15 protein-coding genes and 1 pseudogene are annotated in these 14,275 nt (G+C 74.0%); 8 read left to right on the top strand and 8 right to left on the bottom strand.

What is annotated here, in order from left to right:
* Positions 1-72: 72 nt before the first annotated feature.
* Both IE294_RS01805 and IE294_RS01800 read left to right on the top strand, forming a co-directional pair.
* Positions 73-1,136 (top strand): annotated as a pseudogene (locus IE294_RS01805) (LacI family DNA-binding transcriptional regulator).
* A 108-nt stretch (positions 1,137-1,244) separates the two neighbouring features.
* On the top strand, positions 1,245-1,448 hold the full coding sequence (locus tag IE294_RS01800) for a hypothetical protein (RefSeq protein WP_189881529.1): 204 nt from the start codon (positions 1,245-1,247) through the stop codon (positions 1,446-1,448).
* Positions 1,449-1,540: 92 nt separating this feature from the next.
* On the opposite strand, the gene IE294_RS01795 is transcribed toward IE294_RS01800, so the two are convergent.
* The 4 genes from IE294_RS01795 to IE294_RS01780 all read right to left on the bottom strand — a co-directional run bounded on the left by IE294_RS01795 (position 1,541) and on the right by IE294_RS01780 (position 4,133).
* On the bottom strand, positions 1,541-1,795 hold the full coding sequence (locus IE294_RS01795; RefSeq protein WP_229916985.1) for a hypothetical protein: 255 nt from the start codon (positions 1,793-1,795) through the stop codon (positions 1,541-1,543).
* On the bottom strand, positions 1,792-2,655 hold the full coding sequence (locus tag IE294_RS01790; protein ID WP_189881527.1) for an isocitrate lyase/PEP mutase family protein: 864 nt from the start codon (positions 2,653-2,655) through the stop codon (positions 1,792-1,794). Before IE294_RS01790 ends, IE294_RS01795 begins: the two co-directional genes overlap by 4 nt.
* Positions 2,656-2,814: 159 nt before the next feature.
* Complete coding sequence (locus IE294_RS01785) at positions 2,815-3,471, bottom strand: ThuA domain-containing protein (RefSeq protein ID WP_189881525.1); 657 nt, start codon at positions 3,469-3,471, stop codon at positions 2,815-2,817.
* A gap of 89 nt (positions 3,472-3,560) precedes the next feature.
* On the bottom strand, positions 3,561-4,133 hold the full coding sequence (locus IE294_RS01780) for a membrane lipoprotein (RefSeq protein WP_189881523.1): 573 nt from the start codon (positions 4,131-4,133) through the stop codon (positions 3,561-3,563).
* Positions 4,134-4,194: 61 nt separating this feature from the next.
* On the opposite strand from IE294_RS01780, the gene IE294_RS01775 reads away from it, so the two are divergent.
* The gene (locus tag IE294_RS01775) at positions 4,195-4,827 is read left to right on the top strand and encodes a VOC family protein (protein WP_189881520.1); all 633 of its coding nucleotides are present in this window, start codon (positions 4,195-4,197) and stop codon (positions 4,825-4,827) included.
* Positions 4,828-4,959: 132 nt separating this feature from the next.
* Here the strand turns inward: IE294_RS01775 and IE294_RS01770 are convergent, their stop codons facing one another.
* Complete coding sequence (locus tag IE294_RS01770) at positions 4,960-6,411, bottom strand: MFS transporter (protein WP_189881518.1); 1,452 nt, start codon at positions 6,409-6,411, stop codon at positions 4,960-4,962.
* A gap of 129 nt (positions 6,412-6,540) precedes the next feature.
* On the opposite strand from IE294_RS01770, the gene IE294_RS01765 reads away from it, so the two are divergent.
* The 4 genes from IE294_RS01765 to IE294_RS01755 are packed head-to-tail and all read left to right on the top strand — an operon-like array spanning position 6,541 to position 8,739.
* Positions 6,541-7,467: a LysR family transcriptional regulator gene (locus tag IE294_RS01765; protein ID WP_189881516.1), complete on the top strand. Its 927-nt coding sequence runs from the start codon at positions 6,541-6,543 to the stop codon at positions 7,465-7,467.
* 57 nt (positions 7,468-7,524) lie between these two features.
* A complete protein-coding gene (locus tag IE294_RS01760) occupies positions 7,525-8,103 on the top strand; it encodes a DUF817 family protein (protein WP_306433301.1) in 579 nt (192 codons plus the stop codon).
* Positions 8,104-8,148: 45 nt separating this feature from the next.
* Positions 8,149-8,310 carry a hypothetical protein gene (locus IE294_RS49275; protein WP_306433300.1) on the top strand — a complete coding sequence of 54 codons (162 nt, stop codon included), beginning with the start codon at positions 8,149-8,151 and terminating at the stop codon, positions 8,308-8,310.
* A gap of 24 nt (positions 8,311-8,334) precedes the next feature.
* Positions 8,335-8,739: a VOC family protein gene (locus IE294_RS01755; protein WP_189813859.1), complete on the top strand. Its 405-nt coding sequence runs from the start codon at positions 8,335-8,337 to the stop codon at positions 8,737-8,739.
* On the opposite strand, the gene IE294_RS01750 is transcribed toward IE294_RS01755, so the two are convergent.
* The 3 genes from IE294_RS01750 to IE294_RS01740 form a co-directional block, all read right to left on the bottom strand.
* Complete coding sequence (locus tag IE294_RS01750; RefSeq protein ID WP_189881514.1) at positions 8,719-9,408, bottom strand: helix-turn-helix transcriptional regulator; 690 nt, start codon at positions 9,406-9,408, stop codon at positions 8,719-8,721. The genes IE294_RS01755 and IE294_RS01750 overlap by 21 nt on opposite strands.
* A 310-nt stretch (positions 9,409-9,718) precedes the next feature.
* Positions 9,719-10,768: a VC0807 family protein gene (locus tag IE294_RS47290; RefSeq protein ID WP_229916983.1), complete on the bottom strand. Its 1,050-nt coding sequence runs from the start codon at positions 10,766-10,768 to the stop codon at positions 9,719-9,721.
* A 464-nt stretch (positions 10,769-11,232) separates the two neighbouring features.
* A complete protein-coding gene (locus IE294_RS01740) occupies positions 11,233-12,429 on the bottom strand; it encodes a YihY/virulence factor BrkB family protein (protein ID WP_229916982.1) in 1,197 nt (398 codons plus the stop codon).
* Between the two features lie 129 nt (positions 12,430-12,558).
* Between IE294_RS01740 and IE294_RS01735 the strand changes: the two genes are divergently transcribed.
* Positions 12,559-14,193 carry an isovaleryl-CoA dehydrogenase gene (locus IE294_RS01735; RefSeq protein ID WP_189881512.1) on the top strand — a complete coding sequence of 545 codons (1,635 nt, stop codon included), beginning with the start codon at positions 12,559-12,561 and terminating at the stop codon, positions 14,191-14,193.
* The last annotated feature ends 82 nt before the right edge of the window (positions 14,194-14,275 follow it).

Here is a 14,275-nt window from a genome sequence, read left to right as displayed (position 1 = left end):
CGAGCCAGCCGCGGGAGCGGTGTCGGTCGCGACTTTCGATGGCCCGCGGGCGGGCCGGACAGGTGGTTCCCCATGGTCCGTGCGGGGAGTGCGAGCGTGGGGGCCGGGCCGACGCCGGAGGTGGTGGCCCGGGAGGCGGGTGTGTCGGTGCCCACCGCGTCGAAGGTCGTCAACGGCCGCGAGGACGTGGCCCCGGAGACCCGCCGCCGGGTGACCGAGGCGCTCGACCGGCTCGGCTATGTGCGCCGCCCTCGCTTCGACGCGGCGAAGGCGCCGGGCCTGGTGGACCTGGTGCTGCACTCACTGGAGAGGTCCTGGTCGGGTGCGGTGCTGCACGGGGTGGAGGCGGCGGCGTACGAGGCGGGCCCGGAGGTGGTCGTCTCGGCCGGCCGGGCCCGGCTCCGGGACGCCCGCCGGAGCGCGACTGGCTGGACAAGCTGACCACGCGCGGCTCCTCGGGCGTGCTGGCCGACCGGGCGGAGCCGTCCGCCTCCCAGTACGCCCGGCTGGACCATCACCGCATCCCGTACGTGCTCATCGACCCGGCGCACGAGCCGCCGGCCGGCGTGGTGTCGGTCGGGGCGGCCAACTGGCAGGGCGGGGTGAGCGCGACCGAGCACCTGCTGGGGCTCGGGCACGAGCGGATCGCGGTGATCGCCGGGCACCGGCGCACGATGGCCGACGCCGCCCGGGTGGCCGGCTACCGCTCGGCGCTCGTGTCGGCGGGGGTGCGGCACCGCGCCGAGTGCGTGCGGCACGCGGGCCCCGACGAGACCACCGCCCGGCTGCGCATGCACGAGCTGCTGGACCTGCCCGAGCCGCCGAGCGCGGTGTTCGTGTGCTCCGACCGGATGGCGCTCGGGGTGTACGCGGCGCTGGCCGAACGGGGGGTGCGGGTGCCGGACGAGGTGAGCGTGGTGGGGTTCGACGATCTGCCCGAGGCGTGCTGGGTCACCCCGGCGCTGACGACCGTGCGCCAGCCGCCGGCGGAGATGGCGGCGACGGCGCTGCGGCTGCTGGTGCGGATGACGCGGGGCGACCGCCCCGAGGGGACGCGGACGGAGCTGTCGACACGGCTGGTGCGGCGCGCGAGCACGGCCCCACGCGGGAAGGTCCCCGCCGCGTGCCGCCCGTGAGCCGCACCGGCCGGCTGCTCCGCCGGACCGAGCGGCCGACCGCGTGATCCCGGCGGCGGGTCGGGGCGCGGGAGGTGACCCCGCGCCAGCGGTGATCGTTCGCCGGACATGAAGCACTCCACGCGTATCGCCGCGGCCCTCTCCGTGGCCGCGGTCGCCCTGGTCACCGTCTACGGCACGGCCCATGCCGCCTGCCGCACCCTCGCTCCGGGACAGCAGCGCGCCACCGTGGCCTCGCCCGTCGACGAGCACGACCCGAAGGAGGACGTCGAGCTCGACGAGAACGGCCGTCCCGACCTCAAGGAGGACTGAGTCCGGCGACCGGACGCCGGGAGCCGGTGCAACGGTGACGGCCGGGCACCTCCCGCAGGGGGTGCCCGGCCGTCGTGTCGTCCGGCGGCCGCTCAGTCCTCCTCGCCCCGGTCGGCCCCGACGAGTGCCTCGACCACGTCCACGGCGCTGCCGTCGTGGTCGCTGCCGGCGGTGCCGCTGCCGGTCTGGAGGTTGGCCGCGCGATCGACTTCGAGCCACGAGTCGGCGTGGGAGTTGTCGATCACGGTGATCAGGCTCCCGGACGCGACGGCGGGTACGGCACCGGCCCCGAGGAGCACGGCGGCCACCGCCGTGGCCATGCCGAGCCGCGGTACGGCACCGCTCACACGCCCACGCCCTCGGGGGCGAGCCGCTCGCGGGCGATGTTGCGCTCCAGCAGGCTGGTGGAGGCCTTCACGCCGACGCCGCTCGCCGGGTCCACCTCGGGCAGCCGGCCGTCGGCCGCCTTCAGGCCGGCGAGCGCGGAGTCCATCGCCTCGTGCGCGGCGAACAGGCACGGGGTGCTGTAGATGGCGACGTCCACGCCGAGGTCGGACAGCTCTCCGAGCGACAGCCGGGGCGACTTGCCGCCGGCGATCTGGTTGAACAGCAGCGGCTTGTCCCCGACGACCTCACGGATCCGCTTGATCCACTCGACGCTGCGCACCCCGTCGACCAGCACCACGTCGGCGTCGGTGGCCGCGAGCCGTTCGGCGCGGTGCAGGATGTCGTGCTCGTCGGTGGCGTCCGTGCGGGCGACCACGACCAGGTCCTTGCGGGTCTCCAGGACCTTGTGCAGCTTCTCCAGGTATTCCTCCAGGGGCAGTACCTGCTTGCCGTCGGCGTGGCCGCACCGGCGGGGCCGCTTCTGGTCCTCCAGGATCACCCCGGAGGCGCCGATGCGCTCCAGTCCCTCGACGACGTGACAGGCGACCTCGGGGTCGACGTACCCGTCGTCGATGTCGACCAGCAGGTGGTGGTGGGGGAACGCCCCGCGCAGCCGCTGGACGAAGGCCACCATGTCGGGCCAGGCGATGAATCCGATGTCCGGCAGTCCGTAGTACGAGGCCGCGAAGCCGAAGCCCGATACGAACATCCCGTCGTAGTGCTTGGCCGCGATCGACGCCGAGTACATGTCGTACACGCCGATCAGCGGCGTGGTTCCGGGATCGGCGATGCGCTCGCGCAGCTTATTACCGTAGGTCAAGGTCCGGCTCCTCCTGTGGGTGGGTGACGCGGGACGGAAGGGGGCCGCCGCGTCTCGACGCCCTTTGCCAAGACAAGAGCATCTCTAGATAGTCACGTGACCTTCCCCCTACGCCAGCTTTACTCACTCCAACGGCGCAACCGGTTCACCGCAGAAACGTCACTGGGCGGCCGTTGCCGCCCAGGTGAGGCCGCCGTTCAGGTGGGCCAGGAAGACCGGGTCGCGGTAGGCGCCGGCGGCATGACCGAGGGCCGTGTAGAACACGCGTCCGCCTCCGGGACCCCGCTCGTAACACCAGGCCAGCGGATGGTCCGCGCCCATCCCGCCGCCCTCGTACGACGTCTCGTCGGCGCGCAGCAGCACGCGTGCCCCGCCGCTCGGGGCGTGGTCGAAGTCGTACCACTCGTCGGTGAACTCCCAGACGGACGGCAGCCGCCGGGTCGCGGGGTGGGCGGGGTCGGCGACGAGGGCCCGGCCCGGCTGGTAGGCGGGGTGCCGGGTGAAGCGGGCGCCGAGGAGTTCGCCGTAGTACGGCCACCCGTACTCGGTGCAGGCCGCCGCGTGCACCCCGGCGAAGCCGCCGCCCGACCGGACGTACCGCTCCAGCCGCTCGCGTCCGGCCGGGGTCAGCACGTCCCCGCTGGTGGAGAGGAAGACCACGGCCGCGAACCCGTCCAGCGGCCGTTCCAGGTCCGCGGGGTCCTCGGTGTGCTCGACGGCGAACCCGCCCAGCGCCCGGACGGCGGCGACCGCGTCCGGGATGGAGTCGTGGCGGTAGTCGGTGGTGCGGGTGCAGAGGAGGAGACGAGGAGGCATGCCACGGGACTCTAGGCGCACGCCCGACGGCCCGGCAGGGCGGTCCGCCGTGCCCTGGCCCGGCACCGTCGGGTCAGGAGACGTTCTCCTCAACCGCCTTCGCCCACGCTGTCGTCGGGCGCTCCGTCGCCGTACGACGGCAGGTCACCGCGCCGCACCGGCACCGTCGCCGTGGGAACCGGCGGCAGCAGCGCGGCGAGCTCCGCCGACGCGGGACGGTGGACGGCGTCCGCGGCGCCGCGGAGCACGTCGGCCGCGACCTTCTCGCCGCTGATCCGCACCACCTGGCCCTTCGCCGGTGCCACGCAGGTGTAGCCCTGCGGGCAGTCGGCCGCGCTGCCCCGCTCGGCGTAGAGGTGGAGCACGGCGCCGTCCTTCGCCCAGTACGCGGCGGAGAAGCCGTCGTCGCCGTTCACGCCGACGGACTGCTGCGCGAGCGTGAAGCCGGGCACGTCGGTGACGTAGACGAGTTCGGGCGCGATGCCCAACGCGCGCAGCCTGGCGTCCAGTTCGGCGCGCGGCACGCTCGGGGACGCCGGGTCCCGGGCATCAGCGGACGCCGCGCCCCGGGTGTCGCCGGTGTCCGCCTTCTCGGTGCCGCACGCCGTGAGCAGCGCGGGGAGGAGCAGGAGCGGCGGCAGGACGCGTGCGGTACGGATCACGCGCCCATGGTGCCGCACGGGCGTTCCCGGGGACGGTCCCGATCCCGTAACCTCCTGCGCGATGAACGCGATTCCGCCACTGCTGGACCATCTCGTCCTGGCCACGCCCGACCTGGGCGCGACGGTCACCGCGTTCGCGCGGCGGACCGGGGTCACTCCGGCGCCCGGCGGGGTCCACCTCGGGCTGGGTACGCGCAACCACCTGGTGGGGCTGGGCGGCCGGAGCTACCTGGAGATCCTCGGGCCCGATCCGGAGCAGCCCGACCCTTCCGGGCCGCGGCCGTTCGGCGTCGACCGGCTGACCGGGCCGGCCGTGCTGACCTGGGCGATCAGCCCGCCCGACCTGGACGCGGCGATCGCCGGTGCGCGGGCGCGGGGCCATGACCCGGGCCCGGTACGGCCGATGAGCCGCCGCACCCCGGACGGCACCCTGCTGCGGTGGCGGCTGACGGACGCCGGACCCGGGGAGACGGGGGGCCTGCTGCCGTTCCTCATCGACTGGGGCGACTCCCCCCACCCGGCCGACTCGGGCCTGCCGGTCACCCCGCTGCTGGCGGTGTCGGCCTCGGCGCCCGACCCGGAGGGTCAGCGCGGCCCGCTGGCGGCCCTGGGGACCGCGCTGACGCTCACCACGGGCCCGTTCGCGCTCTCCTTCACCGTGGACACCCCGAACGGACCGGTCTCCTTCGGCTGAGTGCCGGGCCGCGGCCGACGGTGAGCACCGGGGCCCAGGCGATCTCTCGCGCGTGGCCGGAGAAGGCGTCCCGCACGTCGGAGAACGCGCTGACCCTGGTGACGCACAGGGGTGCACCTCACCGGCGAGTGATCAGTGGGAGGCGGGGAGTTCGTCGGCGGTCCGGTCGTCGGGCACGCCCGACGCGGCCATCGTGACCGCCGGCCGGCCGCGCAGTCCGAGGGCACCGATCAGTGTGGCGAGCAGGGCCGCGGCGAGGGGGACCCACAGGGCCGCCCGGTAGCCGTCGAGCAGGGCGGCCGGTGACGTCGACGCGGTGGCCGACACATTGACGGCGGTGGCCGCGGAGAGGCCGATCGCGGCACCGAACTGGAAAGCGGTGTAAAGCAGTCCGCCGGCCAGGCCCTGCTCCTCCTCCCGGACGCCCTCGGTGGCCACGATGGTGAGGGGGCCGTAGGCGAGGGAGAAGGCGATGCCGAGGGTCAGCAGGCTGGGAAGCATCGCCAGGTACGTCCAGTCGGCACCGACCGGGAGGAACAGCGCGTACGACAGCGAGGCCAGCAGCAGTCCGCCGAAGATCACCCGGGCGTTGCCGAAGCGGTTCACCAGCTTGGGGGTGAGGACCGGGGAGAGGATCGCGTCGACACCGACGACGATCATCGCGAAGCTGGTCTCCAGCGTCGACCAGTCGCGCAGCTCCTGGAGGTAGAGGACGACCAGGAACTGGAATCCGAAGAAGCCCGCCGCGAAGAGCAGTCCGATGAGATGGGCGCGGACCAGGGCGCCGCTGCGGAAGATGCCGAGCCGGACCAGCGGGGATGCCGAGCGGCGTTCCCTGGCGATGAACGCGGCGAGGAGGACGAGGCCCGTGCCGAATGTGCCGAGGGTCCACACGAGGCTGGTGTGGGCGGCGCGCTCCACGCCGAGGACGAGCAGGACGACGGCGGCGGTGATGGTGAGGCCGCCGGCCAGGTCGGTACTCCGGCCGGTGCGGTCGGGACGCGGTGTCCTCGGCACGAGGACGAGCGCCGCGACGAGGATCAGCCCGGAGAGCACGACCGGTGCGAAGAACACCCAGCGCCAGCCGGCCGAGGCGAGCAGCCCGCCGACGACCAGGCCGACCGAGAAGCCGCCGGCCGCGGTGCCGGAGTAGAGGAGCAGGGCCTTGTTGCGCTGCGGGCCCTCTTCGAAGCTGGTGGTGATGAGGGAGAGGCCGGCCGGGGCCATGAAGGCGGCGGCGACTCCGGTGACGAACCGGGCGGCGATCAGCGTCCAGCCCTCCGTGGCGAATCCGCCCAGTCCGGAGAAGAGCAGGAAGACCGACAGCCAGAGGACGAACATCCGGCGGCGGCCGAAGAGGTCGGCGGCGCGTCCGCCCACCAGCATGAAGCCGCCGTATCCGAGGACGTACGCGCTCATGACCCATTGCAGGGAGCCGGTGGACAGACCGAGGTCGGCCCGGATGGACGGCAGGGCCACATTGAGCATGGCCACATCGATGCCCTCCAGGAAGATCGCGCCGCACAGGACGAGCAGGACCCCCCAGTCGCGCGCACTCAGAGCAACCGCCTTCGGTGAGCCCATGTCAGTTCCTCGCTGTGTGGGTCTGTTGTCGGCTGAACCACCCTCGATCAGGCGCAGGAGAGGAACAACGGCGAATACCGCGACGTTCGTTCAACCAGGCTTACCGATCCGAGGGACCGGGGGACGTCGATGGAACGCGATGAACTGGTGTGCTTCCTCCTGCTCGCCGAGGAACTGCACTTCGGGCGCACGGCCGACCGCATGAGGCTGTCCCGGGCCCGGGTGAGCCAGCTCGTGCGGCGCCTCGAACGCCGCGTCGGCGCACCGCTGTTCATCCGTACCAGCCGCCGCGTCGCCCTCACCTCGCTCGGCCGGCAGTTGCGCGCGGACCTGGAACCGCACCACCGCGCGATCGAAGCCGCCCTGGAGCGGGCCGCCGCCACCGCGCGCGGCATCGACACCGTGCTGCATGTCGGCTTCCCGAACCCGCTGACCGGCGAGATCGTGATGAAGACGACCGAGGCGCTGCGCGCCAGCCACCCCGGGCTCGCCGTGGAGATCTGTGAGGTACCGCTCGCCGATCCGTACGGGCAGCTGCGCAAGGGCGAGTTCGACCTCCAGATCGCCGAACTGCCCGTGCGTGAGGAGGATCTGGGCGAGGGCCCGACACTGCTCGCGGAGGAGCGCGTCCTCGCCGTCGGCTCGGCACATCCCCTCGCCGCCCGGGACGCGGTCTCCCTGGAGGACCTGGCCGACGTACCGCTGCTCACGATCATCGGCGACGTCCCCGAGTACTGGCTCGCACACCACCTCCCCGCTCACACACCGAGCGGCAGGCCGATCGCCCGCGGCCCCGGCATGACCACCATGCAGGAGGCGCTGATGCTGGTCGCCGCCGGCAAGGGCGCGGTGCTCGCGCCCGCGCACACGGCCCTGTACCACGCCCGCCCCGGTGTCGCCTACGTCCCTTTCACGGACGCGGAGCCGACCGGCTACGGCCTGGTCTGGCGGGCCGGACACACCACCGGCGCGGTACGGGCCTTCGTCAGCGCCGCCCGCGAGGTCGCGAGGAGCATGGCACGGCCGGCTCCCGGGCACCGCGCCCCCCGCAACTGAACACGTTCACATGCGCGCCTGGTATCGGCCCCCTCGCTGTCGCGCGAAGGAGGGGGCATGCGCAAGGAGGAGAAGTCCGCCGCGAGTGGGCTCCGGCACGGGTTCGGGCAACTGGCGCGGTTCGGGATGGTCCAGGCCCGCGCCTGCGCCTGCGCCGTGGCACTGTCGGCCGGGCTCGGCGCCTCCCGGCTGCTGCCCCCGCTGCCGGTGGCGCGCTACACCTGGTCCTCGTCTACGGCGTGCTGCTCACCCTACGAGCTAATCAAGGTGCGCCTGGGGTCGTGGAGTTACCCCGAGGACGCTCTCACCAAGGTCGCCGGAGTGCCGCTGTACGGCGGCTTACTGTACGCGGCGGTCGCCGGTCACGTGTGCCGGGCCCGGCGGCTGATGGGACTGCGTTACACCCGCTACCGCGCCGCCGCCACGACCCTGGTGGCCGCCACCGTCTACCTGAACTTCTTCACCCACCACCGGATACCGGACCTGCGCCGGCCGCTCGCGGCGGCGATGACCGCCGCGACCGCCGGGACCTGGGTGGGCTTCAGCGTGGGCGCCCACCGCTACCGCATGCCGCTCACCGCCTCCTTCGTGCTGATCGGCTTCTTCCTGTGGGTCGCCGAGAACGCCGCGACCTAGGCGGGCGCCTGGAGCTACCCGCAGCAGCTGGGCGGCCGGCAGCCGGTGCCGCTGACCGAGTTCGGCGCCTGGTTCCTGCTGATCAGCGTGACGTTCGTGCTCGTCGAACGCCTCGGCACGGCCGGCCGGGACCGCTGCGCGGGCCGCCCGGAGCCGGGTCCGCGACCGTGCCCGCCACCGGTGTCCGATTCCTTCAAGACCGGCTGACCGGCCGCTGCCTACGGTGGCCGCATGACCGTACGATTCGCCGTGATCGGCCTGGTCGCCTCCGACCTGGCCGCCTCCCTCGCCTTCTACCGCCGCCTCGGGCTGGTCTTCCCCGACGGAGCCGAGGACCAGCCGCATGTCGAGGCCGAACTGCCCGGCGGGCTGGTGCTCGCCCTGGACACCGAGGAGACCATCCGCTCCTTCCATCCCGGCTGGCGGCCGTCCGCCGGCGGAGGGCGCGTCGCGCTCGCCTTCCGCTGCGACTCCCCCGCCGAGGTCGACGCCCGCTACGAGGACCTGGTGGCCGCCGGTCACCACGGGGAACTGGGGCCGTGGGACGCCTTCTGGGGGCAGCGGTACGCCACCGTGCACGACCCCGACGGCAACGCGGTCGACCTGTTCGCCCCGCTACCCGCGCCCGGCGAGTAGTTCCCCGAGCGGCATCCCCGCCAGCTCCCGCACCTCCCGCGCCAGATGGGGCTGGTCCGCATAGCCCGCGCGGACCGCCGTCTGCGCGGACGGCGTCCCGGAGCGGGCCAGGGCCAGCGCCCGCTGGAGGCGCAGGACGCGGGCCAGCGTCTTCGGACCGTACCCGAAGGCGGTCAGGCAGCGGCGGTGCAGCCGGCGTTCGCCGAGGCCCAGTTCGGCGGCCGTCGCGGCCACCGTGCGGCCCTCGTCCAGGCACTCCACCACCCGGCGCAGCAGCGGGTCCGGGGCACCCGCCTCCGCCGCCCGGTCGAGGGCGATGTCCTCCAGCGCGCTCGCCGGGTCGGGGGCCGCCGCGACCCGGTCGCACAGCCGGCGGACGCTCGCGGCGGGCCAGAGGTCCGCCAACTCCACGCGGAGGTCGCGCAGTTCATGCGCCGGAACGCCGAGCAGCGCGGGCGCGGTGCCGGGGAAGAAGCGGATGCCCGTCCACGAACGCGTCGGGCCCTCGGGGAGGTAGGGGCGAGTGTCGGGACCGGCTACCAGCAGCCGCCCCTCGCTCCACAGCAGATCCATGCACCCATCGGGCAGCACGGGCCGGGCAGCGACACCGACCGGGGAGTTCCTCCACACGACCGCACCGGCCAACCGGGACACCCGCTCCACGTACACGACGGCCAGCGTACGCCGCCCACGGATACCTGCGGGGCCGCCTCGGAAGCCCCGGGGGGGGCAGGCCGGGAGCGAGCACGCCCGAGCGGGGTCTCACCCCGGTGCCGGGTCGGGAGGGCGAGAGCCACGGGGCGGGCTGCCACTGGGGAGCGGACCGGGAAGGGAAGAGCTGCCGGGGCGAGGCTTCCATCCCGCAGCGGACCGGGAAGGCGAGCACACGCGGGCGGAGCCGCCGCCGGGTGACGGGGCGAGGTGGCCGGGGCGCCCGGACGGGGCGCACCCGGGTGGTCTGCGGAAGGCGAGGGTACCGTCAGCTCGGACGTGGGGACGCCGGGGAGGGGCTGCCTCGGTGGACCGTCGCCGGTGCCGGGGTTCCGAACAGCGGGAGGGTGTGGCGTATGCGGAAGCGGCGGGTGTAGACGGCGGTGGCCCCGGCGGTCAGGCCCAGCAGGAGCAGCGAGAGGGCCCGGTCCAGCAGCGGCACCGTGTCGGTCGGCAGCGTCGCGGCGGCGGCCGAGCCGAGGGCACCGTCGAGGAGCTGCTCGGCCCCCCACAGCGCAGTGAGGACACGCAGGGCTCGGCGGAACGGGGCACTGTCCTGCCAGATCCTGTCCCGTGCGCGGGCCGTGCCGCCCGGGTGCAGTCGCTGTCCCACCTGGAACGCCAGGGGTCTGCCGGTGAACGCGGTGCCGAGCGCCCAGCCGCCGACCGCGAGGGACAGTGCCGCGTTCTTGAACAGCAGGACGCGGGGGCCGCCACCGATCAAGGACACCAGCGCGGCGGCGGCCAGCAGGACCGTGAAGAACAGGTCGACGCCGTCGACCCGGCGGTGCCGGGCCGCGCCGGCCAGCAGACGCAGCGCCGGTGGCGCACCGCTCAGCAGCAGGGCCGACGCCTGACCGGCGCCGAGTGCCCGGGTCACGTAGTAGACGAGGAGCGGGAGGACGAGGTCCACGGCGAGGGAGAGCAGGGGGCCGCGAGCGGTCCCGGACGGCCCCGCAGGCTCGGTCGACTCGGCGGACGCGGACCCGTCCGTCCCATCTGTCCCAGGGATGCCGCCAGTCCCGGCGGTCCTGGTGCTCCCGAGCCGCCCGGCGGTCCCGCTGACCCCGGCGCCCCCGATCCGCCCGGCAGCCGCACCGATCCCGGCGGCCCCGTCGATCCCCACCACCCCGAAGCTCCCGGCCCGCCCGACGGCCCCGCCGGCCCTGATCGCCTCGGCCGCCCAGGCGGTGCCGCTCGCTCCGGGGGACCAGGCCGTGCCGCCGGCGTCGATCCTGCCGGCCCCGGCGCCCCCGCCCGCGCCGCCCGCCCTCCCCCTCGTACCACTGATTTCCGTGTGTCCCGTCGGATCCGCCATGTCCGCCGCCTCCTCGCCCGGTGCCGCAAGCCGTGCCGGGCGACGTGACGCACAACGGCGCTGCCCGGCTGTCCGCTCTGGCCGGACGCCTCCGGCCTGCGCGTGCACGACCTTCACGCTAGGTGCGGGACGGTGTCCGGCGGATCGGCGCAGGGGTGGAGTGCCGGGTGGACATTCCGGGGACAAGCGCAGTCACCTTCTCCACCGCAGGGTCCACACCCGAGGGTGGAGACGGCCGCGACGGGGGTCAGGGACGGCCGCCCCCACAGACCGAGCGGACCGACCCCGACCAGAGCGAGCAGACCGACCCCGACCAGAGCCAGCAGACCGACCCCGACCAGAGCCAGCAGACCGACCCCGACCAGAGCCAGCAGACCGACCCCGACCAGAGCCAGCAGACCGACCCCGACCAGAGCCAGCAGACCGACCCCGACCAGAGCGAGCAGACCGGGTCGGCCGGAAGGTCACCGCACCGGGTGCGCCGTACCCCCGTCCCCGTCCCCGTCCTCGCCCCCGGCGCGCCCGGCCCGCCCGCTCCCCTTGTGCGCGTGGTGCGGGTTCTTCGCGTGGGTGCGCAGGCGGGCCGTCACGTCCTCCGGGGGCAGGAAGCGGGACCAGCGTTCGGGGAACTCGGAGGGCATGTCGGGGTCGTCGGGGTCGGTCTCCCGGGCCACCGCGGCACGGGCGACGTACTCGGCGACCTGCGCGTGCCGCACCCGCTCGTTGGCCTCGCGCGCGGCGGCCGTGGCCGCGGCCGGCCAGACCCGGTCGATGGCCGCGTTGACGGCCGCGCCGACGAGCACGGCGAACGCGGACACGCCGATCCACAGCAGAACGGCGACGGCGGCGGCGAGCGAGCCGTAGATGGTGGCGCCCTCGATGGTGCTGGTGAGGTAGATGCGCAGCAGGAAGCTGCCGAGGACCCACATGGCGAGGGCGACCAGCGCGCCGGGCACGTCCTCGATCCACGGGGAGCGCACCGGCACCGAGACGTGGTACAGGGTCGTCAGGAAGACGATGGACAGGACGATCACGACCGGCCAGTACAGGACCTGGACGACCGTCTCCGACCAGGGCAGGATCCGCACCACCGCGTCGGGCCCGGCCACCATCAGCGGCAGTGCCACCGAGCCGATCAGCAGCGCCACGATGAACAGCAGGAACGCCATGATCCGGGTCTTCACGATGCCCCGGACACCGTCGAGGCCGTACATGACGGTGATGGTGTCGATGAAGACGTTCACCGCGCGCGAGCCCGACCACAGGGCGAACAGGAAGCCGATGGAGATGACGTCGGGCCGGCCGCCCTTCATCACGTCGTGCAGGATCGGCTCGGCGATGTCCTTGACGCCCTTGTCGGACAGCACCGTGCGGGAGGCCTCCAGGAGGTTGGTCTCCAGACTGTGGATGGTGTCGGCGCCGGTCCAGTCGTCGACGTAGCCGAGCAGTCCGATCAGGCTCAGCAGCAGCGGCGGCACGGACAGCAGCGTGAAGAACGCCGCCTCCGCCGCCAGGCCCAGGATGCGGTACTCCATGCAGGAGTTGACGGTGTCCTTGAGCAACAGCCAGGCGGTCCTGCGCTTGGAGACGTTCCGGTAGAGGGCTCTGGCGCGGTGGAGCCGGCCGGCCGGCCGCTCGGGGGTTTCACTTGCTGGCTGCACGTCCTAACGGTAGCCGCCGCACCGGGCCGCCCTCACCTTCCGGGGGCGATCACCGAGGGGACACATCGATTTCCGGCGCTGTGCCACTCCGGGGCCATCACCACCGCCGTCCCGGGTAGGTTCGCCATCATGGCAGGCACCTCCACCCACACCGTGACGAACCAGCCGCCCCCGCTGGCCGGCTACGACGTCTTCACCGCCGACCGGGCCCTCGCCGAGGCCGTCGACCGGTACACCGGAGCCGATGTCCTCAAGGAAGTGCGCGCCGAGCTGTCCGCGCTGGGCCGGGCCGCCGGTTCGGCCCAGCTCCAGGAGTGGGCGGTGCAGGCGAACGAGCATCCGCCCCGGCTGCGCAGCCACGACCGGTACGGACACCGGATCGACGAGGTCGACTTCCACCCGGCCTGGCACCGGCTGCTCGGCAAGGGCGTCTCGGCCGGGCTGACCGGCGCCTGGACGCGCCCGTCGGGGCATGTGCGGCGGGCGGCCGGGTTCCTGGTCTGGACGCAGGTCGAGGCGGGCACCTGCTGCCCGCTGTCGATGACGCACGCGGCGGTGCCCGCACTGCGCGCCGACGCGGAGCTGGCCGCCGAGTGGGAGCCCCGGCTGACGTCCACGGTCTACGACCGGGAGCTGCGGCCCGCCGGGCAGAAGCCCGGTGCCCTGTTCGGAATGGGCATGACCGAGAAGCAGGGCGGCAGCGACGTCCGCGCGAACACCACCGCGGCACGGCCCCTCGCGGAGGACGGCACATACGTGCTGACCGGGCACAAGTGGTTCTGCTCGGCGCCGATGTCGGACGCGTTCCTGGTGCTCGCGCAGGCCCCGGGCGGGCTCACCTGCTTCCTGGTCCCGCGGGTCCTGCCCGACGGCACCCGCAACGTCTTCCGGCTCCAGCGGCTGAAGGACAAGCTGGGCAACCGCTCGAACGCCTCAGCGGAGGTCGAGTTCGACGGCACCTGGGCGCGCCGGGTCGGCGAGGAGGGGCGCGGGGTGCGCACGATCATCGGGATGGTCGCCGCGACCCGGCTGGACTGCGCGCTCGGCTCGGCGGGCCTGATGCGGCAGGCGGTGGCGCAGGCCGTGCACCACTGCGCGCACCGGGAGGCGTTCGGCGGGAAGCTGGTCGACAAGCCGTTGATGCGCAACGTCCTCGCCGATCTCGCGCTGGAGTCGGAGGCGGCGACCGCGCTCGCGCTGCGGCTGGCCGCGGCCTGGGACGACGGTGGCGAACAGGAGCGCGCCTTCCTGCGGCTCGCGGTGCCGGCCGCGAAGTACTGGATCACCAAGCGCTGTGCCCCGGTGACCGTGGAGGCCGCCGAGTGCCTGGGCGGCAACGGGTACGTGGAGGAGTCCGGTCTGCCCCGGCTGGTGCGGGAGTCGCCGCTGAACTCCATCTGGGAGGGCGCGGGGAACGTGCAGGCGCTGGACGTGCTGCGGGCCTTGCAGCGGGAGCCGGGCGCGCTGGACGCCTGCCTCACCGAGATCGGCCGGGCGCACGGCGCGGACCACCGGCTGGACCGGGCCGTGAAGGACCTGTTCACCGAACTCGCCGATCTGGAGGGCGTCGAGGGGCGCGCCCGGCGCCTGGCGGAGCGGCTGGCGCTGGTCCTCCAGGGCTCGCTCCTGGTGCGGCACGCCCCACCGGAGGTGGCCGACGCCTTCTGCGCCTCCCGCCTGGGCGGCGACCGCGGCGCGTCCTTCGGCACGTTGCCGGCGGGCCTGGACCTGGAGTCGGTGGTGGATCGAGCGCGTCCGGTCTGAACCCGCCGTACCCGGCCGGGGCCTCGGCGGGAGGGGGTGGTGCTGCGCCGACACGGCACCACCCCCCACCACCTGGGTCAAG

Origin of the sequence: Streptomyces canarius (assembly GCF_014650735.1) — a bacterium.
GTDB classification, from domain to species: domain Bacteria; phylum Actinomycetota; class Actinomycetes; order Streptomycetales; family Streptomycetaceae; genus Streptomyces; species Streptomyces olivaceoviridis.
The sequence above is the reverse complement of the archived record's forward strand: the minus strand, read 5'-3'. Positions and strand labels throughout refer to the sequence as shown.

Excerpts from the sequence above, each read along its gene's own strand:
- IE294_RS01765 (WP_189881516.1), top strand. The coding sequence starts at position 6,541 with ATGGAACGCGATGAACTGGTGTGCTTCCTCCTGCTCGCCGAGGAACTG.
- IE294_RS01770 (WP_189881518.1), bottom strand. The coding sequence starts at position 6,411 with ATGGGCTCACCGAAGGCGGTTGCTCTGAGTGCGCGCGACTGGGGGGTC.
- IE294_RS01760 (WP_306433301.1), top strand. The coding sequence starts at position 7,525 with ATGCGCAAGGAGGAGAAGTCCGCCGCGAGTGGGCTCCGGCACGGGTTC.
- IE294_RS01735 (WP_189881512.1), top strand. The coding sequence starts at position 12,559 with ATGGCAGGCACCTCCACCCACACCGTGACGAACCAGCCGCCCCCGCTG.
- IE294_RS01800 (WP_189881529.1), top strand. The coding sequence starts at position 1,245 with ATGAAGCACTCCACGCGTATCGCCGCGGCCCTCTCCGTGGCCGCGGTC.
- IE294_RS01755 (WP_189813859.1), top strand. The coding sequence starts at position 8,335 with ATGACCGTACGATTCGCCGTGATCGGCCTGGTCGCCTCCGACCTGGCC.
- IE294_RS01775 (WP_189881520.1), top strand. The coding sequence starts at position 4,195 with ATGAACGCGATTCCGCCACTGCTGGACCATCTCGTCCTGGCCACGCCC.
- IE294_RS47290 (WP_229916983.1), bottom strand. The coding sequence starts at position 10,768 with ATGGCGGATCCGACGGGACACACGGAAATCAGTGGTACGAGGGGGAGG.
- IE294_RS01785 (WP_189881525.1), bottom strand. The coding sequence starts at position 3,471 with ATGCCTCCTCGTCTCCTCCTCTGCACCCGCACCACCGACTACCGCCAC.